Origin of the sequence: Novosphingobium aquimarinum (assembly GCF_009746585.1) — a bacterium.
GTDB classification, from domain to species: domain Bacteria; phylum Pseudomonadota; class Alphaproteobacteria; order Sphingomonadales; family Sphingomonadaceae; genus Novosphingobium; species Novosphingobium aquimarinum.
Window position 1 is genome coordinate 394625 of record NZ_WRPO01000001.1, and the last position, 17408, is coordinate 412032.

Genomic DNA, 17408 nt, shown 5'->3' on the forward strand with positions numbered 1-17408 from the left:
TGGTCGAAGGCGGATCGGCCCGCAGCGGCCAAGCGCACGCAAGCAGCGCCGCTACGGCGAATGCCAGAGCGAGGCCACGCCGCTGCCTTCGCCAAGGGCGATCAGGCGCTGAGATCGTACTGCTTGAGGAGATCATACAAGGTCGGTCGGCTGATACCGAGAAGCTTGGCGGTGCTGGAAATGTTCCCCTCGCTGCGCGCGAGCGCGTGGCGGATCACCTTGCGGTCCGCCAGTTCGCGCGCCGACTTGAGGTTCAGCGCCGTGACTTTCTGTTCCTCCCGATCCCCGAGATCGAGGTCGGTGGCGGAGACCAGCTTCTCGTCGGCCATGATGACCGCGCGCTTCACTCGGTTCTCCAGTTCGCGCACGTTGCCGGGCCAAGCCCAGGAATCGATCGCGGCGAGCGCGTCCGAGGCGAAACCCCGCACTTTGGGATTCATTTCGGCGGCAAAGCGCGTGAGGAACGCCTTGGCGAGCAGGATCGCGTCGCCGGGCCGTTCGGACAGCGACGGGATCTTCACCACGATCTCGGCAAGGCGATAGTACAGATCCTCGCGGAAGCGCCCCTCGGCAATCATCGCCTCGAGATCCTGATGCGTGGCGCACACGATCCGCGTATCGACGGCGATCGAATCGCGCGAACCGACGCGTTCGATCACCCGCTCCTGCAGGAAGCGCAGCAGCTTGACCTGCAGTTGCAGCGGGATGTCGCCAACCTCGTCGAGGAACAGCGTGCCCCCGCCGGCCTGCTCGATTTTGCCCTGCGTGGTCTTCACCGCCCCGGTAAAGGCGCCCTTCTCGTGCCCGAACAGCTCGCTTTCGAGCAGGTTCTCGGGAATCGCGGCGCAATTGATCGCAACGAATTCGCCGCCCGCCCGATCGCTGGCATCATGGAGGCCGCGGGCCAGAAGTTCCTTGCCGGTCCCACTTGCGCCCAGCAGCATCACCGAAACGTTGGTGTTCGCCACTCGCTCGATAGTGCGGGCGACGCGCACCATTTCCGGCGCGGCAGTGACCAGCCGCCCAAGGACTTTCTCGCCCTTGTCGACTTTCGCGGCGAGCTTACGGTTCTCCGCCTCCAGCTTATGCAGCTGCAGCGCGCGGCGGACGATCAGACCGAGCGCATCGATATCGACGGGCTTCTGGTAGAAATCGTAGGCCCCGCGCGCGATGGCGTGCAGCGCACTTTCGCGAGCGCCGTGCCCCGACGCGACGACGACTTTGGTATCGGGCTTGAGCGCCATGATTTCGTCGAGCACCGCGAACCCTTCGCTGGTGCCGTCGGGGTCCGGCGGCAGGCCGAGATCGAGCGTGACGACGTCGGGCACTTCAGACCGCAACGCCGTGATCGCAGAGGCGCGGTCGCCTGCGACGATCACTTCGAAATCCTCGTAAGCCCACTTCAGCTGCGCCTGGAGACCGGCATCGTCCTCCACCACAAGGAGCTTGGGTTTGGCGTCCGTCGTCATGCTACTCTCTGTTCTTTTTCAGCGATGTTTTCGTAGATTTCGGTGGCCGCGCTCAGCGGGATGCGAACGACGAAGCGGGACCCCAGCCCTTCGCGCGATTCGACCTCGAGCCGGCCGCGCATCGCGCGCACCAGTTCGCGGGCTTCGAACGCTCCGATGCCGAACCCGCCGTTCTTGGTGGAATAGAACGGCTTGAACAGCTTGTGCCGCACGAATTCTGCAGACATGCCGCAGCCCGAATCGAGCACTTCGAACCGGGCATTGAGGCCTTCCGCGCTCAGCGAGAGAAACACCGGGGTGCCGCTGGCACTCGCATCGAGCGCGTTCTGGACGAGGTGGACCAGCACCTGTTCCAGCGAATCCGGGTTCGCGGTGATCGTGACGTTCTGCAATTCGCTGATCGACACCTGCGCGTTCCCCGCGAAATGCGCGGCCACCTTTTCGACGATGGCGAGCGCGGGCACCGGCTCGAGCCGGTCGACTGCGCCGCGTCCATAACGCCCCAGCCGCGCGAGCAGGGCATTGAGCTTGTCCGCGGAATTGCGCAACGTGACGAGCATGTCGGCGCGGAACTCGGCCTTGTCGGCATGCTTTTCGGCATTGCGCGCCAGCAGACTGAGCTGGCTCGCGAGGTTCTTGATGTCGTGCATCACGAACGCGATACGCCGATGGAAATCGTCGAAGTGGCTGGCTTCGGCCAGGGCTTCCTGACTCGAATTCTCGGCCAGATAACTTGCAAGCTGCTGGCCGACGACGCGCAACAAGTCGAAGTCCTCCCAGTCGAGCTTGCGCACGATCGCCGGCCTTGCCAGCACGATCATGCCCACGAGCCGCTCGAAATGGACCAGCGGCACCAGTGCCCAGGCCTGCGGCGCCTCGATCATCCAGTTCGGAACGAGGGGGCGGACGTTCTCCGAATGGGCCCCCAGGCGAATGTCATCGAGGTCGGCGATGAAGGTTTCGCGCTCGAAGAAGCCGAGCGAACTTGCGGGCAATGCAGTCGCGGGCACTTCGATACCGGGCCAGTTCCAGCGCGCGGCCAGCGTGAGATCGCCATGGTCTTCCGGCAGGAGCAGCAAGCCGGCCGGGCAGTCGGGAATGTCCGCCACCGCCTGGATCACGCGTTCGCCAAGCGGCAAGGCTTCCGCCCCGCCCGCACCGATGGTGCGCGTGAAGCGCAGCCATTCCTCGCGATAGTCGTAGCGATGCTGGAAGAAGTGCTTGGCGAGCGTGACCTTGAGCCAGCCGCGCAGCCGCTTGGAAGGAAGAACGAGCAAGGCGAGCGCGCTGGCCGCGGTCAGGAACACGAGTTCCATGAGCTGCGCGAAATCGCCGCCGACATAGGAAATCCACTGCGCGATGCCCACCATCGCCACGAGATAGATACCGATCACCAGCAACGAGAACGTCTGAAAGGTGACTGCGCGCGATGGCTTGATGCGGACCGTTTCGCGTCCCTTCGAGGCGCCGATCGCGATCATCGCCGGCATCACGATCATCGCCAGGCTGCGCAGCGGGTAGATCTCCACCGGCCAGCCTCCAGAGAGATAGGCGATAGTGTACAGATTGAGATCGAACGCAAAGAGCGCCGCGATACCGATGGTAGGCCAGCGCAGGAAGGCGCGGGCGGCACGTGATGCGCCGGCATAGAGATTGTGCACCAGCACCAGCACGCCGACCGTCAGCAGCAGCCGGACCACCGTGCTGAATTCGAACAGCGGGCCCAGCGCGAGTTCGGCGTTCGGGAGACGCACGACGATCAGCGAGGCCGAAAGCTGCAGGCTTTCCACGAAGGCCAGGGAAAGGACGACCGGCCGGATGGGCGCGACGCTGGCGTGGCGGCCATCGCCCGCGAAGAGCCGATAGACGACAAGCAGAAAGGCCATGTTGCGCAGCGATTCGGTGATCATCACCGACAAATCGCCGGGGCGCGTGGCTGCGATCGCAATTCCCATCGCCGCCGTCATCATCAAGGCAACGCACAACGCCGGACCGGCGGGATTCAGGGCCGAGCGTCGCTGCCAGACCCACAGCGCGGCTGTGACGTTGGCAATCGCCGCGCAGATACCCATCGCGTAAGCCAACATACCAACGATGCCGGAAGGCTCGGTCATCAACGCGCACCCTCATGCCAAAGCACCACCCGCAAGGTTTGCAGGATGATGAGAAGATCGAGAAACGGCGTGTAATTCTTGGCGTAATACAGATCGTATTCGAGCTTGTTGCGCGAATCCTCGATCGAGGCCCCGTAGGGATAATTGATCTGCGCCCAACCGGTGATGCCGGGCTTCACCATGTGCCGTTCGGCGTAGAATGGCAGCTGTTCTTCCAGATCGGCGACGAATTCGGGGCGCTCGGGGCGCGGGCCGACGAAGCTCATCTCGCCCTTGAGCACGCTCCAGGCCTGCGGCAGTTCGTCGATGCGCACCTTGCGAATGAAGTTGCCGACCCGCGTGATCCGCGGATCGTCCTTGGAGGCCCATTGCGCCCCAGCCGCCTCGGCGTCGGTACGCATCGAGCGCAGCTTGATGACTTCGTAGTCCTGCCCGTAAAGCCCGACGCGACGCTGACGAAAGAACGCGGGCCCCTTGCTGTCCAGCTTCACCAGTACGGCAAACACAGCAATGACCGGTGCGGTCAGCGCCAGCAGCAGCAAGCTCGCGAGAATATCGAAGCTGCGCTTGGCCGCGCTCGAGATCATGCGGCCGGACGAGAAACCATCCGAGAAGATCAGCCAGGACGGGTTGACGGTATCGAGATCGACACGGCCGGTCTCGCGTTCGAGGAAGCTGGAAAATTCGTTGACGTGCACCCCGGCCGTCTTGATCCGCAACAGGTCCTTGAGCGGCAGCGAGTTGCGACGTTCCTCCAGCGCGAGCACGACTTCGCTTACTCCGAGGTTCTCGACGAAGCGCGTCAGATTGTGGATCGCAGCCCGCGGGATGGCTTCCTCGACCACCGGCGCGGCTTCGGCCATGGCAACGAACGTGACGATCGCAAAGCCCGATTCGGGCCGTTCGCCCAATACCCGCAGACGCTGCGCCCGAAGCCCGGCACCGAGAACCAGCACGCGGCGCCGGAACGCCGAATTGCCGAGGACACTGCCCAGAACCATACGATTGGCGAGAAGCAGCACGATGCCGAAGGCCATCGCGTAAGCGAGCGTCGAGCGCCAGAAGGTCTGCCCGCCCATCAGAAAATCGATGAAAGAAAGCGAAATGACGCCGAGCGAAATCGCGACCAGCAATCGCGCACAGGCAAAGCGCAGCGAGCGCAGCGCATCGGGCCCGTAGACGCCGACGGAGATCATCGCCACCAGCATCATCAGCGCGAAGCCGCCGTGCGCAGCGAACCGTTCGGGCCAGGCGGCCGTTTCGATGCCGATCTGACGTGCGCGTAATTGCCAGGAAAGCTCGTTCGCGGCGACCAGCAGCAGCGCGTCGACCAGCCATAGCAGGACGACCGCATGCGGAATGTAGTGCTTGAACAATCGAATCATGGGGCCGCGCTACTCACCGGAGCCGAGAATGGCTCCAACCCCCGCCTAGAGCGAATGCGTAAAATGTCGGTTACTTTAACACGCTCCGAAGTGTCCGAACTGCCACGGACTTGCGTATTTGCAGGCCCATCCGGGATACTGCGTCGGAATCGCTTACATCGCTCGGTAATTGGGCAGTCCGATTGGCTCCGTAACTCTGTGTAAGTCACGCAAAGACAATGCTAACCATTCCGAAATGCCAGTGCGTTAACCGATTGCGGCTAGCGAGATCTCATGGTTCGTACCGCCCAAGCGCCGGCCCTGAATGCCAAGATTTACCGTCATTTCGCGGTGGCGACGCTGATGATTACCGGGGCCGTGGCCCTGATCGCCAGCGATCAGGACGATACGGCGCAGGCAGCGGCGGAAACCGGCGGCCAAGCCGACACGGTCGAGCTCGCGATCCGCAAGGACAGCGCCGAACGGACCGCCGCCAAGCGCAGCGGTCGCTCGTTCGATCGCTGGGGCATAGACCACAGCTCCTACGACACGAACAACGTGAATTACGATGTCTACGCCTCGTCGCAGATGTCCAGCAAGACGCCGACCGCGATGGACATCATCAAGCGCATGCGCGCGAAAGGCCCGCCCCCGGGCATGACCTACGAGGAGTGGATGGCGTACCTGGCGAACCAGGAAGCGATGCTGGCCGCCGCTCAGTCGACCGGCGAAACCTCGGGCCAGGGTTCGATCGAGGACATGATCGCCGAATCGCGCGAACGCGCCGGTGCCAGCAGCAGCGAGTTCGAGTAAGAGCTAGCTCGTAGCCCTAGCTCTGGGGCGTTTTGACCAGCAGGCGCATCGCCGTCGCCGTCATCGCTTCGGCCGCAGTGCCGATCACGGCTTTCGCGTCGGGCGCCCAGAACGGACTGTGCAGCGACGGCAGCGTCGTGCCGTTACGCTGGGCCGCGGCAAACTTGTCTGCGGGGACGCCGCCCACCCGGAACAGCATGGATTGGGTGGTCTTGGGATCGGTCAGGTAGAATTCCCCGAAATCCTCGCCCACCATGGCCGGCTCCAGCACTTTGACGCGGTCCTCGCCGAACCGGGTCCGAAAGGATGCCAGCACCGACTCGGCCAGTTCGGGCGAATTGTAAGTGGATCGCGTGTACGCCTCGTCCCAGGTGACTTCGGGAAGCTGGTCTTCGGCGATGCCCGAGGCGATCGCCTCGCCTTTGGCGATGCGCCCGATGGCATCGAGGATGCGCTGACGAGTCTCGTCGCTGTAACTGCGCACGGTGATCTGCAGGCGAGCCTCGTCGGGGATGATGTTGTAGGTGGAGCCCGCGCGGAACGAGCCGACCGTCACCACTGCCGGATCGGTCGGGTCCTGCTCGCGGCTGACGATCGTCTGCAGCTTGTTGACGATCGCGCTCGCCAGCACGATCGGGTCCTTGGTGGTCTGCGGCGCGGCGCCATGACCGCCCTGCCCGTGCACCACGACGTCGACACTGTCGACATTGGCCATCGTGTAGCCCGGGGTGCCGCCCAGCACGCCCGCGGGAAGATCGGCGGAATCATGGAAAGCGATGGTGTAGTCGGGCTTCGGAAACCGTTCGTAGAGGCCGTCGGCAATCATCGCGCGAGCACCCGCGCCGATCTCTTCAGCCGGTTGCCCGATCATCACCAGAGTGCCCGACCACTCGCCGCGACGCGCTGCAAGCAGGCGCGCGGTCTCGATCCAGGCGGTCATGTGCGTATCGTGGCCGCAGGCGTGCATGACGCCGCTTTCGACGCCCGAGGTGACCGAAACCGCGCGTTTGGTCGAAGCGAACGGTAGGCCCGTCTTCTCCTCGAGCGGCAGCGCGTCCATGTCCGATCGGATCAGCACCGTCGGCCCCGGCCCGTTGCGCATCACCGCGACGATCCCGGTCTTCCCGACTTTCTCGGTGACCTCGTATCCCGCAGCCCGCGCGGCTTTCGCCATGATCGCGGCCGACCGCGTTTCCTGGAAGGCGAGTTCGGGATTGGCGTGAAGATCGCGGTAGATCTCCATCAGTCCCGGCATATCGGAGGCAATCCGATCCCGCAGAGGATTGTCCTGGGCCTGGGTGGCGGCGGGAAGCAGCGCGATGAGGGAAGCGGCGAACGAAAATGCGAGTTTAGTCATCGCCGGACGCTATGTGGATTTGCTTGCAATCGCAACTGCAGAGGCGTTGCAAGAATTGACCGCGTAGTCCGATTGGTGCCCCTGGCCCGACTCGAACGGGCACGTCTTGCGACAAACGATTTTGAGTCGTTCGCGTCTACCATTCCGCCACAGGGGCACGGACCGGGTGGCGACGCTTAGCGGCGGGTCGGCTCCGGTTCAAGTCTTAGCCAATGCGGCGTTCAAAACTGCCAGTCGACCCCGACCTGCACCAGGCGCGGCCCATCGTTTCGACCGGCGCCCAGCGCGGAAAACTCCAGGCTCGGGCCGTCTTCGGCGACCTGGTAGGACCAGCGCGGACCGAGCGGACTTTCCGCAAAGCGCGGTTGCAGCGCCTTGGCATCCTCACGCTCCCGGTCGCCCCGCGGCATGGTGCGCGCAGCGACGTGCCTCGCAAGATCGAAATTGCGCGCCTGCTCGAGATCTAGTGGCGAGGTAGCGCGGCGAGCCTGCGCGGATCCACCCGCCGCCAATCCGACCAGAGACATCACGAGGATGGGAGCCCTGAAATGCGCCATGCCAATTCCAACTCCGAAAGGAGCGGAAAGTTTCGCATCGTCATGGTTAAAGTGCGGCTAAGACCGAGCCGCGACCCCGATCAGGTCTTGACGGCTGCGGTCAGCACCTTGTGCAGACGGGCATGGAGGCCATCGTTGCCGGCAAGGATCTGCTCGTCGCACACCGGTAGCGAGCGACCGCGCCAGTCGGTCACGAAGCCGCCGGCTTCGCGCACCAGCAGGCATCCCGCCGCCGTATCCCACGGGCTGAGACCGCCTTCCCAGAAGCCCTCGTAGCGCCCCGCCGCAACCCACGCGAGATCGAGCGAAGCCGCGCCGAACCGCCGGATACCCGCGACTTGCGGACCGAACGCGTGGTAGATGCGCGTCCATTCGCCCATGTCGCCATGCCCCTGGAACGGCATGCCGGTCGCGATCAGCGCCTCGTCGAGATGGCGGCGCGCGGATACCCGCAAGCGACGATCCTGAAGCCAGGCGCCGCGAGTCTTCTCGGCCCAGAAGCTTTCGTCGGTGATCGGATTGTAGACGATCGCGGCGATGACATCTCCCCACCCGCCGTTGATCGACTTGTTGCCGTCGAGCCGAGGCTCCTGCGCCGCGATCGAGACGGCGAAATGCGGGATGCCGTGAAGAAAGTTGGTGGTGCCGTCGAGTGGGTCGACGATGAAGCGCGGTTTGTCGAATTCGCCTTCGAGCTCGCCGGCTTCCTCCATCAGGAAGCCCCAGCCGGGCCGTGCGACCTTGAGTTCGTCCCAGATCGCGCGCTCGGCGGCCCGATCGGCTTTCGAGACGAAATCCGAAGGTCCCTTGCGCGAAACCTGAAGATGCTCGACTTCCCCGAAGTCGCGACGAAGCCGCTGCCCGGCCTTGCGAGCAGCCTTCTCCATCACGCGGATCAGTCCGGAAATTGCGGCCATTTGAAAGGTACCTCTAAGTCGCGGATAGCAGCAATCAGCGACCCTGGGGCTGTTTCGACGTGGTCGCAGCCGGGGCGGCGGTCTGCGTCGGACGATAGCCACAGACAGCGGCCATCGCGCTCAGCACCTGGTCGGCGTTATCGCGCGAGATCTTGTCGGCGTTGTCGGCGATGACCTTGTCCATCGACGTGCTGATGCTGCGCAGCGAGTTGCCGTAGATGCAGCCGATCAGCGTGCTCTTGATCGGCTGTTCGACTTTGTCGGATTGCAGACCCGCGATCATGACCTGGAGGTACTTCACCGCGTTTTCCATGTCCTGCTTGCTCGGGGCGGCCGCCGCCGGGCTGGCGGGTGCAGGGCCGGCGGGCGCAGGCTTCTGCTGCGCGGATACGGGGCCGGCGAGCAGGGCCAGGGAAACGACGGGGGCGAGGATAAGCTTGCGCAGCATCAATCTGCCTTTCTGACGTATGTCTTCTCGTAGACGTCGACCACGATCCGCGTGCCGCTTTCGATATGCGGCGGGACCATGACGCGAACGCCGTTGTCGAGGACGGCCGGCTTGTAGCTCGAAGACGCGGTCTGCCCCTTCACCACGGCATCGGCCTCGACGATCTCGGCCTCGACCTGTTCGGGAAGCTGGACCGAAATCGGACGTTCCTCCCACAGTTCGAGGCTGACCTGCATGCCGTCCTGAAGGAACGCGGCTGCATCTCCCAGCAGGTCGGCGGGGAGCTGTATCTGCTCGTATGTGTCGGTATCCATGAACACCAGCTGATCGCCGTCGGCGTAGAGATACTGGTAGTCCTTGGTATCGAGGCGCACCTTCTCGACCGTATCGGCGCTGCGGAAGCGCACGTTGGTCTTGCGGCCGTCGATCAGGTTCTTCATCTCGACCTGCATGAAGGCCCCGCCCTTGCCGGGCTGGGTGTGCTGCGTCTTGGCAACTTTCCAGATGCCTTTCTCGTACTCGAGGATGTTGCCGGGACGGATGTCGACGCCGCTGATCTTCATGGGACAGTGCCTTCGATGGGAAAGAGCCGGGCCAATGTGGGCCGACGCGGAAAAAAACAGGCCGCGCCCTTAGCGCGCGAGCCAGCCCGTGGCAATTCCCCCACGCCGGTGCTAGGTCGATGGCGATGATCCGTATCTTCGCCACGATGGCCATCGCGAGCCTGATCAGCGCGGGCCCCGCCCTCGCCTCGCCCACGCCGCCACCCGTCCCTGGCGGTCGGCTCGGCACGCTGACGCAAGGGCACTATAGCTGCGAGACGCCCGGCGATGCGACCGGCCCGGTGGGGATCTCGATGGCGGATCTCGATTTCCGCATCGTCAACGGCTCGGGCTACCGGGTCGAGCGGCAACGCGGTACCTATCTCCTGGTCGGGGATCTGGTGATGATGACCGCGGGGCCGCTGAAAGGCCTGCAGCTGCATCGGCTGTCCGATGGATTCCTGCGTCGGATCGAGCCGGATGGCTCCGATGGCGAAGTGCGCTGCGTGCTCGGCACCCGCGCCGTTGCCAATGCGCCCTACACGACCAAGCCCGGCGCCGAGGAAGCCGAGTCGCGCGCCGACGAGGCCGGCGCTGACGGCGCTTCGCTGTAACGCCCCGACGACTGGCGCCGCCGTGCAAGCTGGCGAGCCTTCCGGCCTCGGCTGGGTTGGGCAAATTTTTGCGGCCGGCAGGAATTCGGCAGCCTTCTAGTCCACCGGACATTTGCTAGAGCGCCTGGGGCGGCCCCGCAATGATGTCGGGTGCGCCATCACGCAGGGGGAATGAGCATGAGCCAGACCATTCTCGTCGGAATTCTCAACGACATGGCAGACGATGCGCCCGCCCCCGGCGACGTCATCGACTGGCTCGAGCTTGAGATCGAGGCACTGCGCTCAGCCGGGCGGCTCGATGCGCAGGTGTCGTTCGTGCACGCCTACGGGCTGGGCCTTCCTTCGGGCACCGCGGAAGCGATCGAAAACGCTTACAAGCAGCTGGTCGAGCAGGACGTGGTGATGATCGTCGGCCCGGCGATCGGCGACAACGCTCTGGTCGCGACTCCGCTTGCCGAGCGCCACCGGGTTCCCACGATCAACTGGGCCGGAGCCGAACGCGCGCGCGGCAAATACATGTTCCACCTCCAGGGCGGCAGCCACGAGGAGGAGTCGCTGGTCATAGCGCGGCATATGGCAGATATCGGCGCGACCCGGCTGGGCGTGATCCACGACATCTCGCCGACGGGGACGCGCCACTTGCGCCACCTGCAGGACGAGGCCGCGATCCTGGGCATCGAGGTCCCGGTCGCGGTTGGCGTTTCGCCACTGTCGGACGACGTCGAGGAAGAGATCGCCAAGGTTCTCGCCAACGACCTGGACGGCTTGGTCTACCTCGGCCTGGGTCTCGCCGCGCCCGCGACCGCGCGCGCAGTCCAGTCCCGCAAGTGGGAGGGGCCGCGGATCATGAACACGGCCGGGCTGCGCGGCTATTCGGACGACTTCGCCAGAATCTGCGACGGCTGGACGTACATCGACATGCATTCCGACGGCAATCGCACGTTGCGCGCCTTGTGTGAGCGAATGGGTCTCCCTCGACAGCAGGCGCTCGCGGCAGCCAAGGGCCATGATCTCGGCCGACTGGTCGCAGAGGGGCTGGCCCGCGCGCGCAGCTTCGATCGCGAAGGCGTGCGTGCCGGGCTCGAACAGATCAAATGGCTTCCCGCAGCCGAGGGCGAGGACGGCACGCTGCTTGGCTTCGGCATCCAGGACCGCGGCGCGCTACACGGTCGCTATCTGGTGCTGCGGCAATGGCGCGGCGGCGAATCGGTGGAAGTGCGCGAGGGATGAGCCGCGTCATGGCGCATGGTGGCGATCCGGGATGCCCGGCTTGAGACGCGGCACCCCAATCATCATCGTCGACGGCGTCTCGCACCAATCGCGCGAGAGCGTCGCGTGATTTGCGGAACGTCGCCCGTACTCGACCGTTAGGCCGCCGTGAGCAAAGAGTCCCCCCTGACCCATATTCGCGCCAATATCGTTTTGTATGGTGCGCTGATTGCCAACCTGGGCATCGCCGTCGCCAAGTTCGTGGCGGCCGGGATCAGTGGCTCGTCCTCCATGGCGACCGAGGGCATCCACTCGCTGGTCGACAGCGGCAACCAGGTGCTGCTCCTGTTCGGACAGAAGCGCGCAGCACGACCGCCCGATGCGGCGCATCCCTTCGGCTACGGTCGCGAGCTGTATTTCTATGCCTTCGTCGTCGCGATTCTGATCTTCGCCGTCGGCGCGGGCGTCTCGATTTACGAAGGCATCGTCCACTTTCAGGATCCCCATCCGATCACCGACCCGACGCTGAACTACATTGTGCTGGGATTTGCCTTCGCGCTCGAAGGAACCTCCTGGGCGATCGCGGTGCGCGAGTTCGGTCGCGGCAAGGGCAACCAGTCCTGGTGGGGGGCGGTGCGCCGCTCCAAGGATCCTCCGGCCTTCATCGTGCTGTTCGAGGACAGCGCCGCACTGATCGGCCTGGTCATCGCTGCGATCGGCGTGTGGGCAAGCGTCCACTTCGAGGATGCGAGGCTCGACGGACTGGCCTCGATCGCCATCGGCTCGGTCCTGGCCTGCGTGGCCCTGCTGCTGGCCCGCGAATCGAAGGGCCTGCTGATCGGCGAGGCCGCCGATCCCGAACTGATCGCCAGCCTGCGCCGGGTCCTCGATGGCCACGACGAAATCGACCATGTGAACCACATCCGCACGGTGCACAGTGGGCCGCAGTCAGTGTTCGTTGCGGTCAGTGCCGATTTCCGGGACGACTTGTCGATGGGGGATGCGGAGTCGCTGATCGAGCGGCTGGAAGATCGGATGAAGGACGTCTCGCCGGCGATCTCCTCGATCTATATCCGGCCCGAAAAGCGCGAAGACGCCTTCATCGCCTGACTCATTGCGGGTCGAAGCCGGCATGAGCGCCGAGTGTCGCGCTGGGCGAAAGATTACACAATTTTCGGCAAGGCAGCGGATTGTCGCGGCCGACGTGCGCGGCATAGACTGGGCTGTCCTCATGGAGTGTGCGCTGTGATGTCTTTCGCCGAAATCTTCGATCGTCCCCGCCTTGCCGCCATTGTCTGCGGCGCGACCGCGACAGGTCTGGGCCTTGCCTGGATGGCTGCTGCCGGCGCGCCGACGCGAATGCTGGCGGTCAACGCGGCGGCCTTAGCGATCGGACTGATGCTGCTGCCGGCGCTCGATGCCCTGCTGGGCGAGCGCTCGCGGCTGCGCGGCATCGCCCTTCTGGCCATGGCTGGCATCCTGTGCGCGACGGCCTTCCTCGGCACGCCGGTTGAGGGCGCGACGCGCTGGATTTCGGTCGGCTCGCTGGTGATCCAGCCCGGAATGATCGTGCTGCCCTTGCTGGTCTGCGCGCAGGCCCGGCGGCCGGATCGGACGACCACTGCCGCGCTGCTGCTGGCGGTGACGGCGACTGCGCTCCAGCCCGACCGGGCATTGGCTGGCATGGCGCTGGCCGGGATCGCGGCCATCGCCCTGATCAAGACCGAGAGAACGACCTACGGGCTGCTGGCGGTCGCGGGCGTGGCCTTTGCCATCACCATGCTTTTCCCCGACCGGCAAGGCGCGATGCCTTATGTCGACCAGATCCTGCGGACCGCTTTCGACGTCGATTTGCTCGCCGGAGCCGCCGTCTGGGCCGGGTCCGCGATCCTGCTGGTTCCAGCCTGTGTCGCGATGCGCGCAAAGACGGAAACGCGGGCCGTCGCGTGCGCTTTCGCCGCCGTCTGGGCCGCCGCCATCTTGGCCGCGCTGTTGGGCAATTACCCGACGCCTCTGGTCGGTTACAGCGGCAGCGCGGTGCTGGGTTACGTGCTGTCGCTTTCGCAATTTCCGGGCCGCAAGGCATCGCGTTCGACGGACAGATCCGAGGCCGAAATCCGGGCGCAGGATGACGAAACGTCCATGCTGCCCTTGGCCGCCCTCGCCTGACACGCCTTTAATACCGGGACGAACTGACCTGCTCGAAGCGTCTCGGTGCTGGGCCTATGAATCCATCCCCGCCGTATTCACAAGGCTGTCCACAGCCTCGTACACACCCCTAGTCGCTTGCGCCGCTCGCTTCCGCTTCCAGCATGGCCTTGGCCAAATCGAGGAATTCCGCGGTATCGGTCGCTGCCGAGGGGATGGTCTTGCGGAACGTCGCGAAGCCGTGGACCAGGCCTTTGCCCTCGTAGAACACCGTCGGTACGCCGGCTGCGATCAGCTTGGCGGCATAGGCGCGGCCCTGATCGCGCAGCGGATCGAGCGAGGCCGTCACCAGCACCGTGGGTGGCAAGCCCGACAAGTCGCCGAGCAGCGGCGAAGCGCGCAAGTCCTTGGGATCGGCCGCGTAGAATTCGACCATCTTCTCGGTCCCCTCCGTGTCGAGGCCGTAGCCCTTGGCAAAGCGAGTCATCGACGGTGTGGTCGAGGTGAAGTCGGTTGCGGGATAGATCGGCAGCTGCATGACGACTGGCGCGGCCGCGGGTGCATCGCGCAGCGATGCGGCGGTGACCAATGCGAGATTGCCACCGGCGCTGTCGCCTGCGAGCACGAGGCCGGTCACTTTCAGGCCCAAGGCTTCGCCGTTTTGCGCAACCCAGCGCGCCGCCGCTTCGCCGTCGTCGATCGCAGCCGGGAACGGGTGCTCGGGGGCCAGACGATAGCCGACCGAGACCACCGGCAGATCGAGCCGCCGCGCGATTTCGGCCGCGAGCCCGGCGTGCGTTTCGATCGAACCGAGCACGTAGCCGCCGCCGTGATAGAACACCACGACCGGCCCGGGCTCGCGCGTCGCCCTCGGGTCGAACAGCTTGAGGCGGAGCGGACCGCCCGGCCCCGGCATCTCGAAGTCCTTCTCGACCGCCAGCTCTCCGACCGGCAGATCGAGCGCCGCGAACCCGCCCGCCTGGTCGCGGGGGAGCTTGTGGATCGCCTCGAGCATCTCGCGGGTCAGCGGCGGCATCGGCTGCGCGTAGAACGCCTTGAGATGCGTCGCGACATCGGGTCTGACGTAGGGTTCGGCGGCTTCTTCCGAGGCTGCGGGCGTGTGGGCCATCACCGGCGCGCCGGCTACCGCCGCAAGCAGCACCAGCGGCAAACGCGCGCGCGCTAGAGTCGAAAATCGCATCAACATCTCCCTCGATCGACGGCTACCACATGGGCGGTAAGCTGGCGCAACGCGCGCACATTCTGCTCACGCGAGCGCCAAGGCAAGACGCGCGTCGTCAGTACAGCCCGCCTTGTTCCTCGGCGAAGTTCTCGGGCGCGGCCTGGCGCGGCCCGGCAGCGGCTTCCGATTGCGCCCTGCGACTGGCCCGGATCTGCGCGATGAGCGCATCGCGACGTTTCGCGAACTCGTCCTCGGCGGTGTACTGCCGCGGTTCGGTGTCGGGCTTGAACGCTTCCCAGATCACCGAAGCCTTGGGCTCGTCGCTCGGCTCGACGCCCGTCACTTGCTTGCCGGTAACGCGATCGATCCGCACCATCCGCACCCCCGTAGGCGCCACGAGCGGCGTCTTGCTCCACCGCTCCTTCGTGTTCTGCACCACTTGCTTGAAGATCGGCGCCGCGATGCGGCCGCCTTGCGCGTATCCGCCCATCGAGCGCGGGTTATCGTAGCCCAGATAGACGCCGGCCACGAGATCCTGCGAGCCGCCGACGAACCAGACGTCGGTCGGGCCCGTGGTCGTTCCGGTCTTGCCGAACAACGGCAGCTTGAGATCGCGCAACACCACCGCGGTGCCGCGGATGACGACCCCCGTCAGCATGTGCATCGTCTGAAAGGCCGTTGCGGGATCCATCGCCTGTTTGCCCGGCCGCGAGATCCGCGGCATTGGCTTGCCGTCCCACTCAGCCATGTCGCAGCCAAGGCAACGGCGACTGTCGGACTTCCAGATCACCTTGCCGTTGCGGTCTTGCACGTAATCCATGACCGACGACGGGTACTGGATCCCCGCGTTCGCCAGCACCGAATAGGCGTTGACCATCCGCTCGACCGTAGTTTCGCCGGCGCCGAGCGCGAAAGACAGGTAGTTCTTGTAGTCGCCGATGCCGACGTTGCGGAAGGTGCGGTTGACCTTGCTCATGCCGACATCGTTGGCGATGCGCACGGTCATCAGGTTGCGCGACTGTTCGAGGCCCCAGCGCAAGGTGTGGTTGCCGCTCCCGCCGCTGTTCCCGAAGTTGCGGAAGCATTTCTGGCCGAGGCGCGCGCCCTGATAGACGCAGAAGGTACTGTCGAGCACCTGGCTCGCCGGGGTCATGCCATTATCGAGACCCGTGGCATAGACGAACGGCTTGATGGTCGAGCCCGGCTGGCGCATCGCCTGGGTTGCCCGGTTGAACGAGCCCAGCCCGGAATCGAAGCCCCCCTGCATGGCAAGGATACGCCCGCTGAAAGGCTGTTCGACGACCATGCCGCCAGAGACTTCGGGGATCGAGCGCATCGCATAACTATCCGCGCCCGTCGGTTCGGCGGCGACGAAATCGCCGACGCGCGCCTTGTCGGGGATGTTGGTGAGCGTCGCGGTATCGCCGTCCGAGAAGCCGATCGAGCCGCTGCTGGGGCCATTGGCGAGAATCACGCCCACGCGCCAGTCCTCGTAATCGATCGTCTTGTAAGACGAGATCAGTTGCGACTGCCAGTTCTCCATATCGTCGATATGCGCGATCGGCCCGGACCAGCCGCGCCCGGCATGAAAGCGCAGCAGTCCCGCGCGCAAGGCATCGCGCGTGGCCCCCTGCAATTCGCGGTCGAGCGAAGTGCGCACCCACAGCCCACCCGCGTAAACGCTTTGCGGGCCGTCCTCGGCGGTTTCACCGTAGCGCTCGATCAGGCGGCGCCGCACTTCTTCGACGAAGTAGCCGTTGGACGGGTCGTAGCTCTGTCCGCGACGCGGGATCAGGCCAAGCGGCTGCGCTTTGGCCGCATCGGCCTCCGCGCGAGTCGCCCAGCCATTGTCGACCATCTGATCCAGCACGTAGTTGCGCCGCTCGATCGCGAGCTGCTCGTACTTCTTGCGGCCGTAACGCTCCGGCGCCTTCGGCAGGATCGCCAGGAACGCGGCCTGGTGCAGGTCGAGATCGCCCACGTCCTTGTCGAAGTAGGCGCGGGCAGCGGCCTGCACGCCGAAGCTCTGCCGACCCAGCGGGATCTCGTTGAGATAGAGCTCGAGGATCTGTTCCTTGGTCAGCACATCCTCGATGCGGCTGGAGACGATCATCTCCTTGAGCTTACGCGTGACCGAGTATTCGTCGCCGATGAGGATGTTCTTGGCGACCTGCTGGGTGATCGTCGAGCCGCCCTTGGCACGCTCGCCCGAACCGAACTTGGAGACGTAATCGACGACCGCGCCGAGCAAACCGGTGTAGTCGACCCCGCCGTGCGACCAGAAGGTCTTGTCCTCGGCGGAGAGGAACGCGTTGATCAGCGGACGCGGGAAATCGACGAAGCGCAATTGCACGCGCCGTTCGCGAGCATAGCTGTAGACAATCGCGCCATCGATATCGCGCACCATCGTCGGCAGCGGCGGCTGATAGGCGAGCAACTTGTTCTCGTCGGGCAAGTCCCGCGTGATGACGAACCAGAACACCGCCAGCGCGGCAAATCCGGCCAACGCGAGATAGACCAGCACGCGCAGCCACCGGCGCGATCGCCACAAGTCGGCCAGCGAGGCGAGAACTCCGCCCGCGTCGCGTCGGATGCGGTAGCTCAGCGGCTCTCCTTCGGGTTCGGCGGTGTCGCTCATCGGGTCGTCTCTTGCATCGTGCCCCGCCCCTAGCA

General features: G+C 65.1%; 15 protein-coding genes and 1 tRNA gene. 5 read left to right on the forward strand and 11 right to left on the reverse strand.

The features are described 5' to 3' along the window. Positions 1-101: 101 nt before the first annotated feature. Genes prsR through GQO94_RS01960 form a run of 3 tightly spaced genes read right to left on the reverse strand, consistent with a single transcriptional unit; the run spans position 102 to position 4968 of the window. Positions 102-1469 (reverse strand): PEP-CTERM-box response regulator transcription factor, encoded by a 1368-nt coding sequence (gene prsR, locus GQO94_RS01950; RefSeq protein ID WP_156839451.1) that lies wholly within the window; start codon positions 1467-1469, stop codon positions 102-104. After that, positions 1466-3583: an XrtA/PEP-CTERM system histidine kinase PrsK gene (gene prsK, locus GQO94_RS01955; RefSeq protein WP_156839452.1), complete on the reverse strand. Its 2118-nt coding sequence runs from the start codon at positions 3581-3583 to the stop codon at positions 1466-1468. Before prsK ends, prsR begins: the two co-directional genes overlap by 4 nt. Continuing rightward, on the reverse strand, positions 3583-4968 hold the full coding sequence (locus tag GQO94_RS01960; protein WP_156839453.1) for a TIGR03013 family XrtA/PEP-CTERM system glycosyltransferase: 1386 nt from the start codon (positions 4966-4968) through the stop codon (positions 3583-3585). The genes prsK and GQO94_RS01960 overlap by 1 nt, the downstream gene beginning before the upstream one ends. A gap of 273 nt (positions 4969-5241) precedes the next feature. Here GQO94_RS01960 and GQO94_RS01965 point away from each other — a divergent pair, with 273 nt between their 5' ends. Further along, on the forward strand, positions 5242-5760 hold the full coding sequence (locus tag GQO94_RS01965) for a hypothetical protein (protein WP_156839454.1): 519 nt from the start codon (positions 5242-5244) through the stop codon (positions 5758-5760). A 16-nt stretch (positions 5761-5776) separates the two neighbouring features. Here GQO94_RS01965 and GQO94_RS01970 read toward each other — a convergent pair whose 3' ends face one another. From GQO94_RS01970 to efp, 6 genes are all read right to left on the reverse strand, one after another. Continuing rightward, positions 5777-7117, reverse strand: a complete 1341-nt coding sequence (locus GQO94_RS01970) for an amidohydrolase (RefSeq protein WP_156839455.1) — start codon at positions 7115-7117, stop codon at positions 5777-5779. A gap of 73 nt (positions 7118-7190) precedes the next feature. Then, positions 7191-7274: transfer RNA gene (locus GQO94_RS01975), tRNA-Leu, on the reverse strand. Positions 7275-7338: 64 nt separating this feature from the next. Next, positions 7339-7674, reverse strand: a complete 336-nt coding sequence (locus GQO94_RS01980) for a hypothetical protein (protein WP_156839456.1) — start codon at positions 7672-7674, stop codon at positions 7339-7341. An 80-nt stretch (positions 7675-7754) separates the two neighbouring features. Continuing rightward, positions 7755-8591 carry an inositol monophosphatase family protein gene (locus GQO94_RS01985; RefSeq protein ID WP_156839457.1) on the reverse strand — a complete coding sequence of 279 codons (837 nt, stop codon included), beginning with the start codon at positions 8589-8591 and terminating at the stop codon, positions 7755-7757. Positions 8592-8625: 34 nt separating this feature from the next. Continuing rightward, entirely contained in the window at positions 8626-9039 is a 414-nt protein-coding gene (locus GQO94_RS01990; RefSeq protein WP_156839458.1) for a hypothetical protein, read from the reverse strand. After that, entirely contained in the window at positions 9039-9602 is a 564-nt protein-coding gene (gene efp, locus GQO94_RS01995) for an elongation factor P (protein WP_156839459.1), read from the reverse strand. Before efp ends, GQO94_RS01990 begins: the two co-directional genes overlap by 1 nt. Positions 9603-9721: 119 nt before the next feature. Here efp and GQO94_RS02000 point away from each other — a divergent pair, with 119 nt between their 5' ends. The 4 genes from GQO94_RS02000 (at position 9722) to GQO94_RS02015 (ending at position 13573) form a co-directional block, all read left to right on the forward strand. Continuing rightward, positions 9722-10195: a hypothetical protein gene (locus GQO94_RS02000; protein WP_198045746.1), complete on the forward strand. Its 474-nt coding sequence runs from the start codon at positions 9722-9724 to the stop codon at positions 10193-10195. A gap of 177 nt (positions 10196-10372) precedes the next feature. Next, positions 10373-11425: an ABC transporter substrate-binding protein gene (locus GQO94_RS02005; RefSeq protein ID WP_156839460.1), complete on the forward strand. Its 1053-nt coding sequence runs from the start codon at positions 10373-10375 to the stop codon at positions 11423-11425. 147 nt (positions 11426-11572) lie between these two features. Beyond that, a complete protein-coding gene (locus GQO94_RS02010) occupies positions 11573-12514 on the forward strand; it encodes a cation diffusion facilitator family transporter (RefSeq protein ID WP_198045747.1) in 942 nt (313 codons plus the stop codon). Positions 12515-12652: 138 nt separating this feature from the next. Further along, a complete protein-coding gene (locus GQO94_RS02015; RefSeq protein WP_156839461.1) occupies positions 12653-13573 on the forward strand; it encodes a hypothetical protein in 921 nt (306 codons plus the stop codon). A 109-nt stretch (positions 13574-13682) separates the two neighbouring features. Here GQO94_RS02015 and GQO94_RS02020 read toward each other — a convergent pair whose 3' ends face one another. Both GQO94_RS02020 and GQO94_RS02025 read right to left on the reverse strand, forming a co-directional pair. Next, positions 13683-14753 carry an alpha/beta hydrolase gene (locus GQO94_RS02020; RefSeq protein WP_198045748.1) on the reverse strand — a complete coding sequence of 357 codons (1071 nt, stop codon included), beginning with the start codon at positions 14751-14753 and terminating at the stop codon, positions 13683-13685. 97 nt (positions 14754-14850) lie between these two features. After that, positions 14851-17373: a penicillin-binding protein 1A gene (locus GQO94_RS02025; protein WP_156839462.1), complete on the reverse strand. Its 2523-nt coding sequence runs from the start codon at positions 17371-17373 to the stop codon at positions 14851-14853. Positions 17374-17408: the final 35 nt, after the last annotated feature.

Excerpts from the sequence above, each read along its gene's own strand:
- prsR (WP_156839451.1), bottom strand. The coding sequence starts at position 1,469 with ATGACGACGGACGCCAAACCCAAGCTCCTTGTGGTGGAGGACGATGCC.
- prsK (WP_156839452.1), bottom strand. The coding sequence starts at position 3,583 with ATGACCGAGCCTTCCGGCATCGTTGGTATGTTGGCTTACGCGATGGGT.
- GQO94_RS01960 (WP_156839453.1), bottom strand. The coding sequence starts at position 4,968 with ATGATTCGATTGTTCAAGCACTACATTCCGCATGCGGTCGTCCTGCTA.
- GQO94_RS01965 (WP_156839454.1), top strand. The coding sequence starts at position 5,242 with ATGGTTCGTACCGCCCAAGCGCCGGCCCTGAATGCCAAGATTTACCGT.
- GQO94_RS01970 (WP_156839455.1), bottom strand. The coding sequence starts at position 7,117 with ATGACTAAACTCGCATTTTCGTTCGCCGCTTCCCTCATCGCGCTGCTT.
- GQO94_RS01980 (WP_156839456.1), bottom strand. The coding sequence starts at position 7,674 with ATGGCGCATTTCAGGGCTCCCATCCTCGTGATGTCTCTGGTCGGATTG.
- GQO94_RS01985 (WP_156839457.1), bottom strand. The coding sequence starts at position 8,591 with ATGGCCGCAATTTCCGGACTGATCCGCGTGATGGAGAAGGCTGCTCGC.
- GQO94_RS01990 (WP_156839458.1), bottom strand. The coding sequence starts at position 9,039 with ATGCTGCGCAAGCTTATCCTCGCCCCCGTCGTTTCCCTGGCCCTGCTC.
- efp (WP_156839459.1), bottom strand. The coding sequence starts at position 9,602 with ATGAAGATCAGCGGCGTCGACATCCGTCCCGGCAACATCCTCGAGTAC.
- GQO94_RS02000 (WP_198045746.1), top strand. The coding sequence starts at position 9,722 with ATGGCGATGATCCGTATCTTCGCCACGATGGCCATCGCGAGCCTGATC.
- GQO94_RS02005 (WP_156839460.1), top strand. The coding sequence starts at position 10,373 with ATGAGCCAGACCATTCTCGTCGGAATTCTCAACGACATGGCAGACGAT.
- GQO94_RS02015 (WP_156839461.1), top strand. The coding sequence starts at position 12,653 with ATGTCTTTCGCCGAAATCTTCGATCGTCCCCGCCTTGCCGCCATTGTC.
- GQO94_RS02020 (WP_198045748.1), bottom strand. The coding sequence starts at position 14,753 with ATGCGATTTTCGACTCTAGCGCGCGCGCGTTTGCCGCTGGTGCTGCTT.
- GQO94_RS02025 (WP_156839462.1), bottom strand. The coding sequence starts at position 17,373 with ATGAGCGACACCGCCGAACCCGAAGGAGAGCCGCTGAGCTACCGCATC.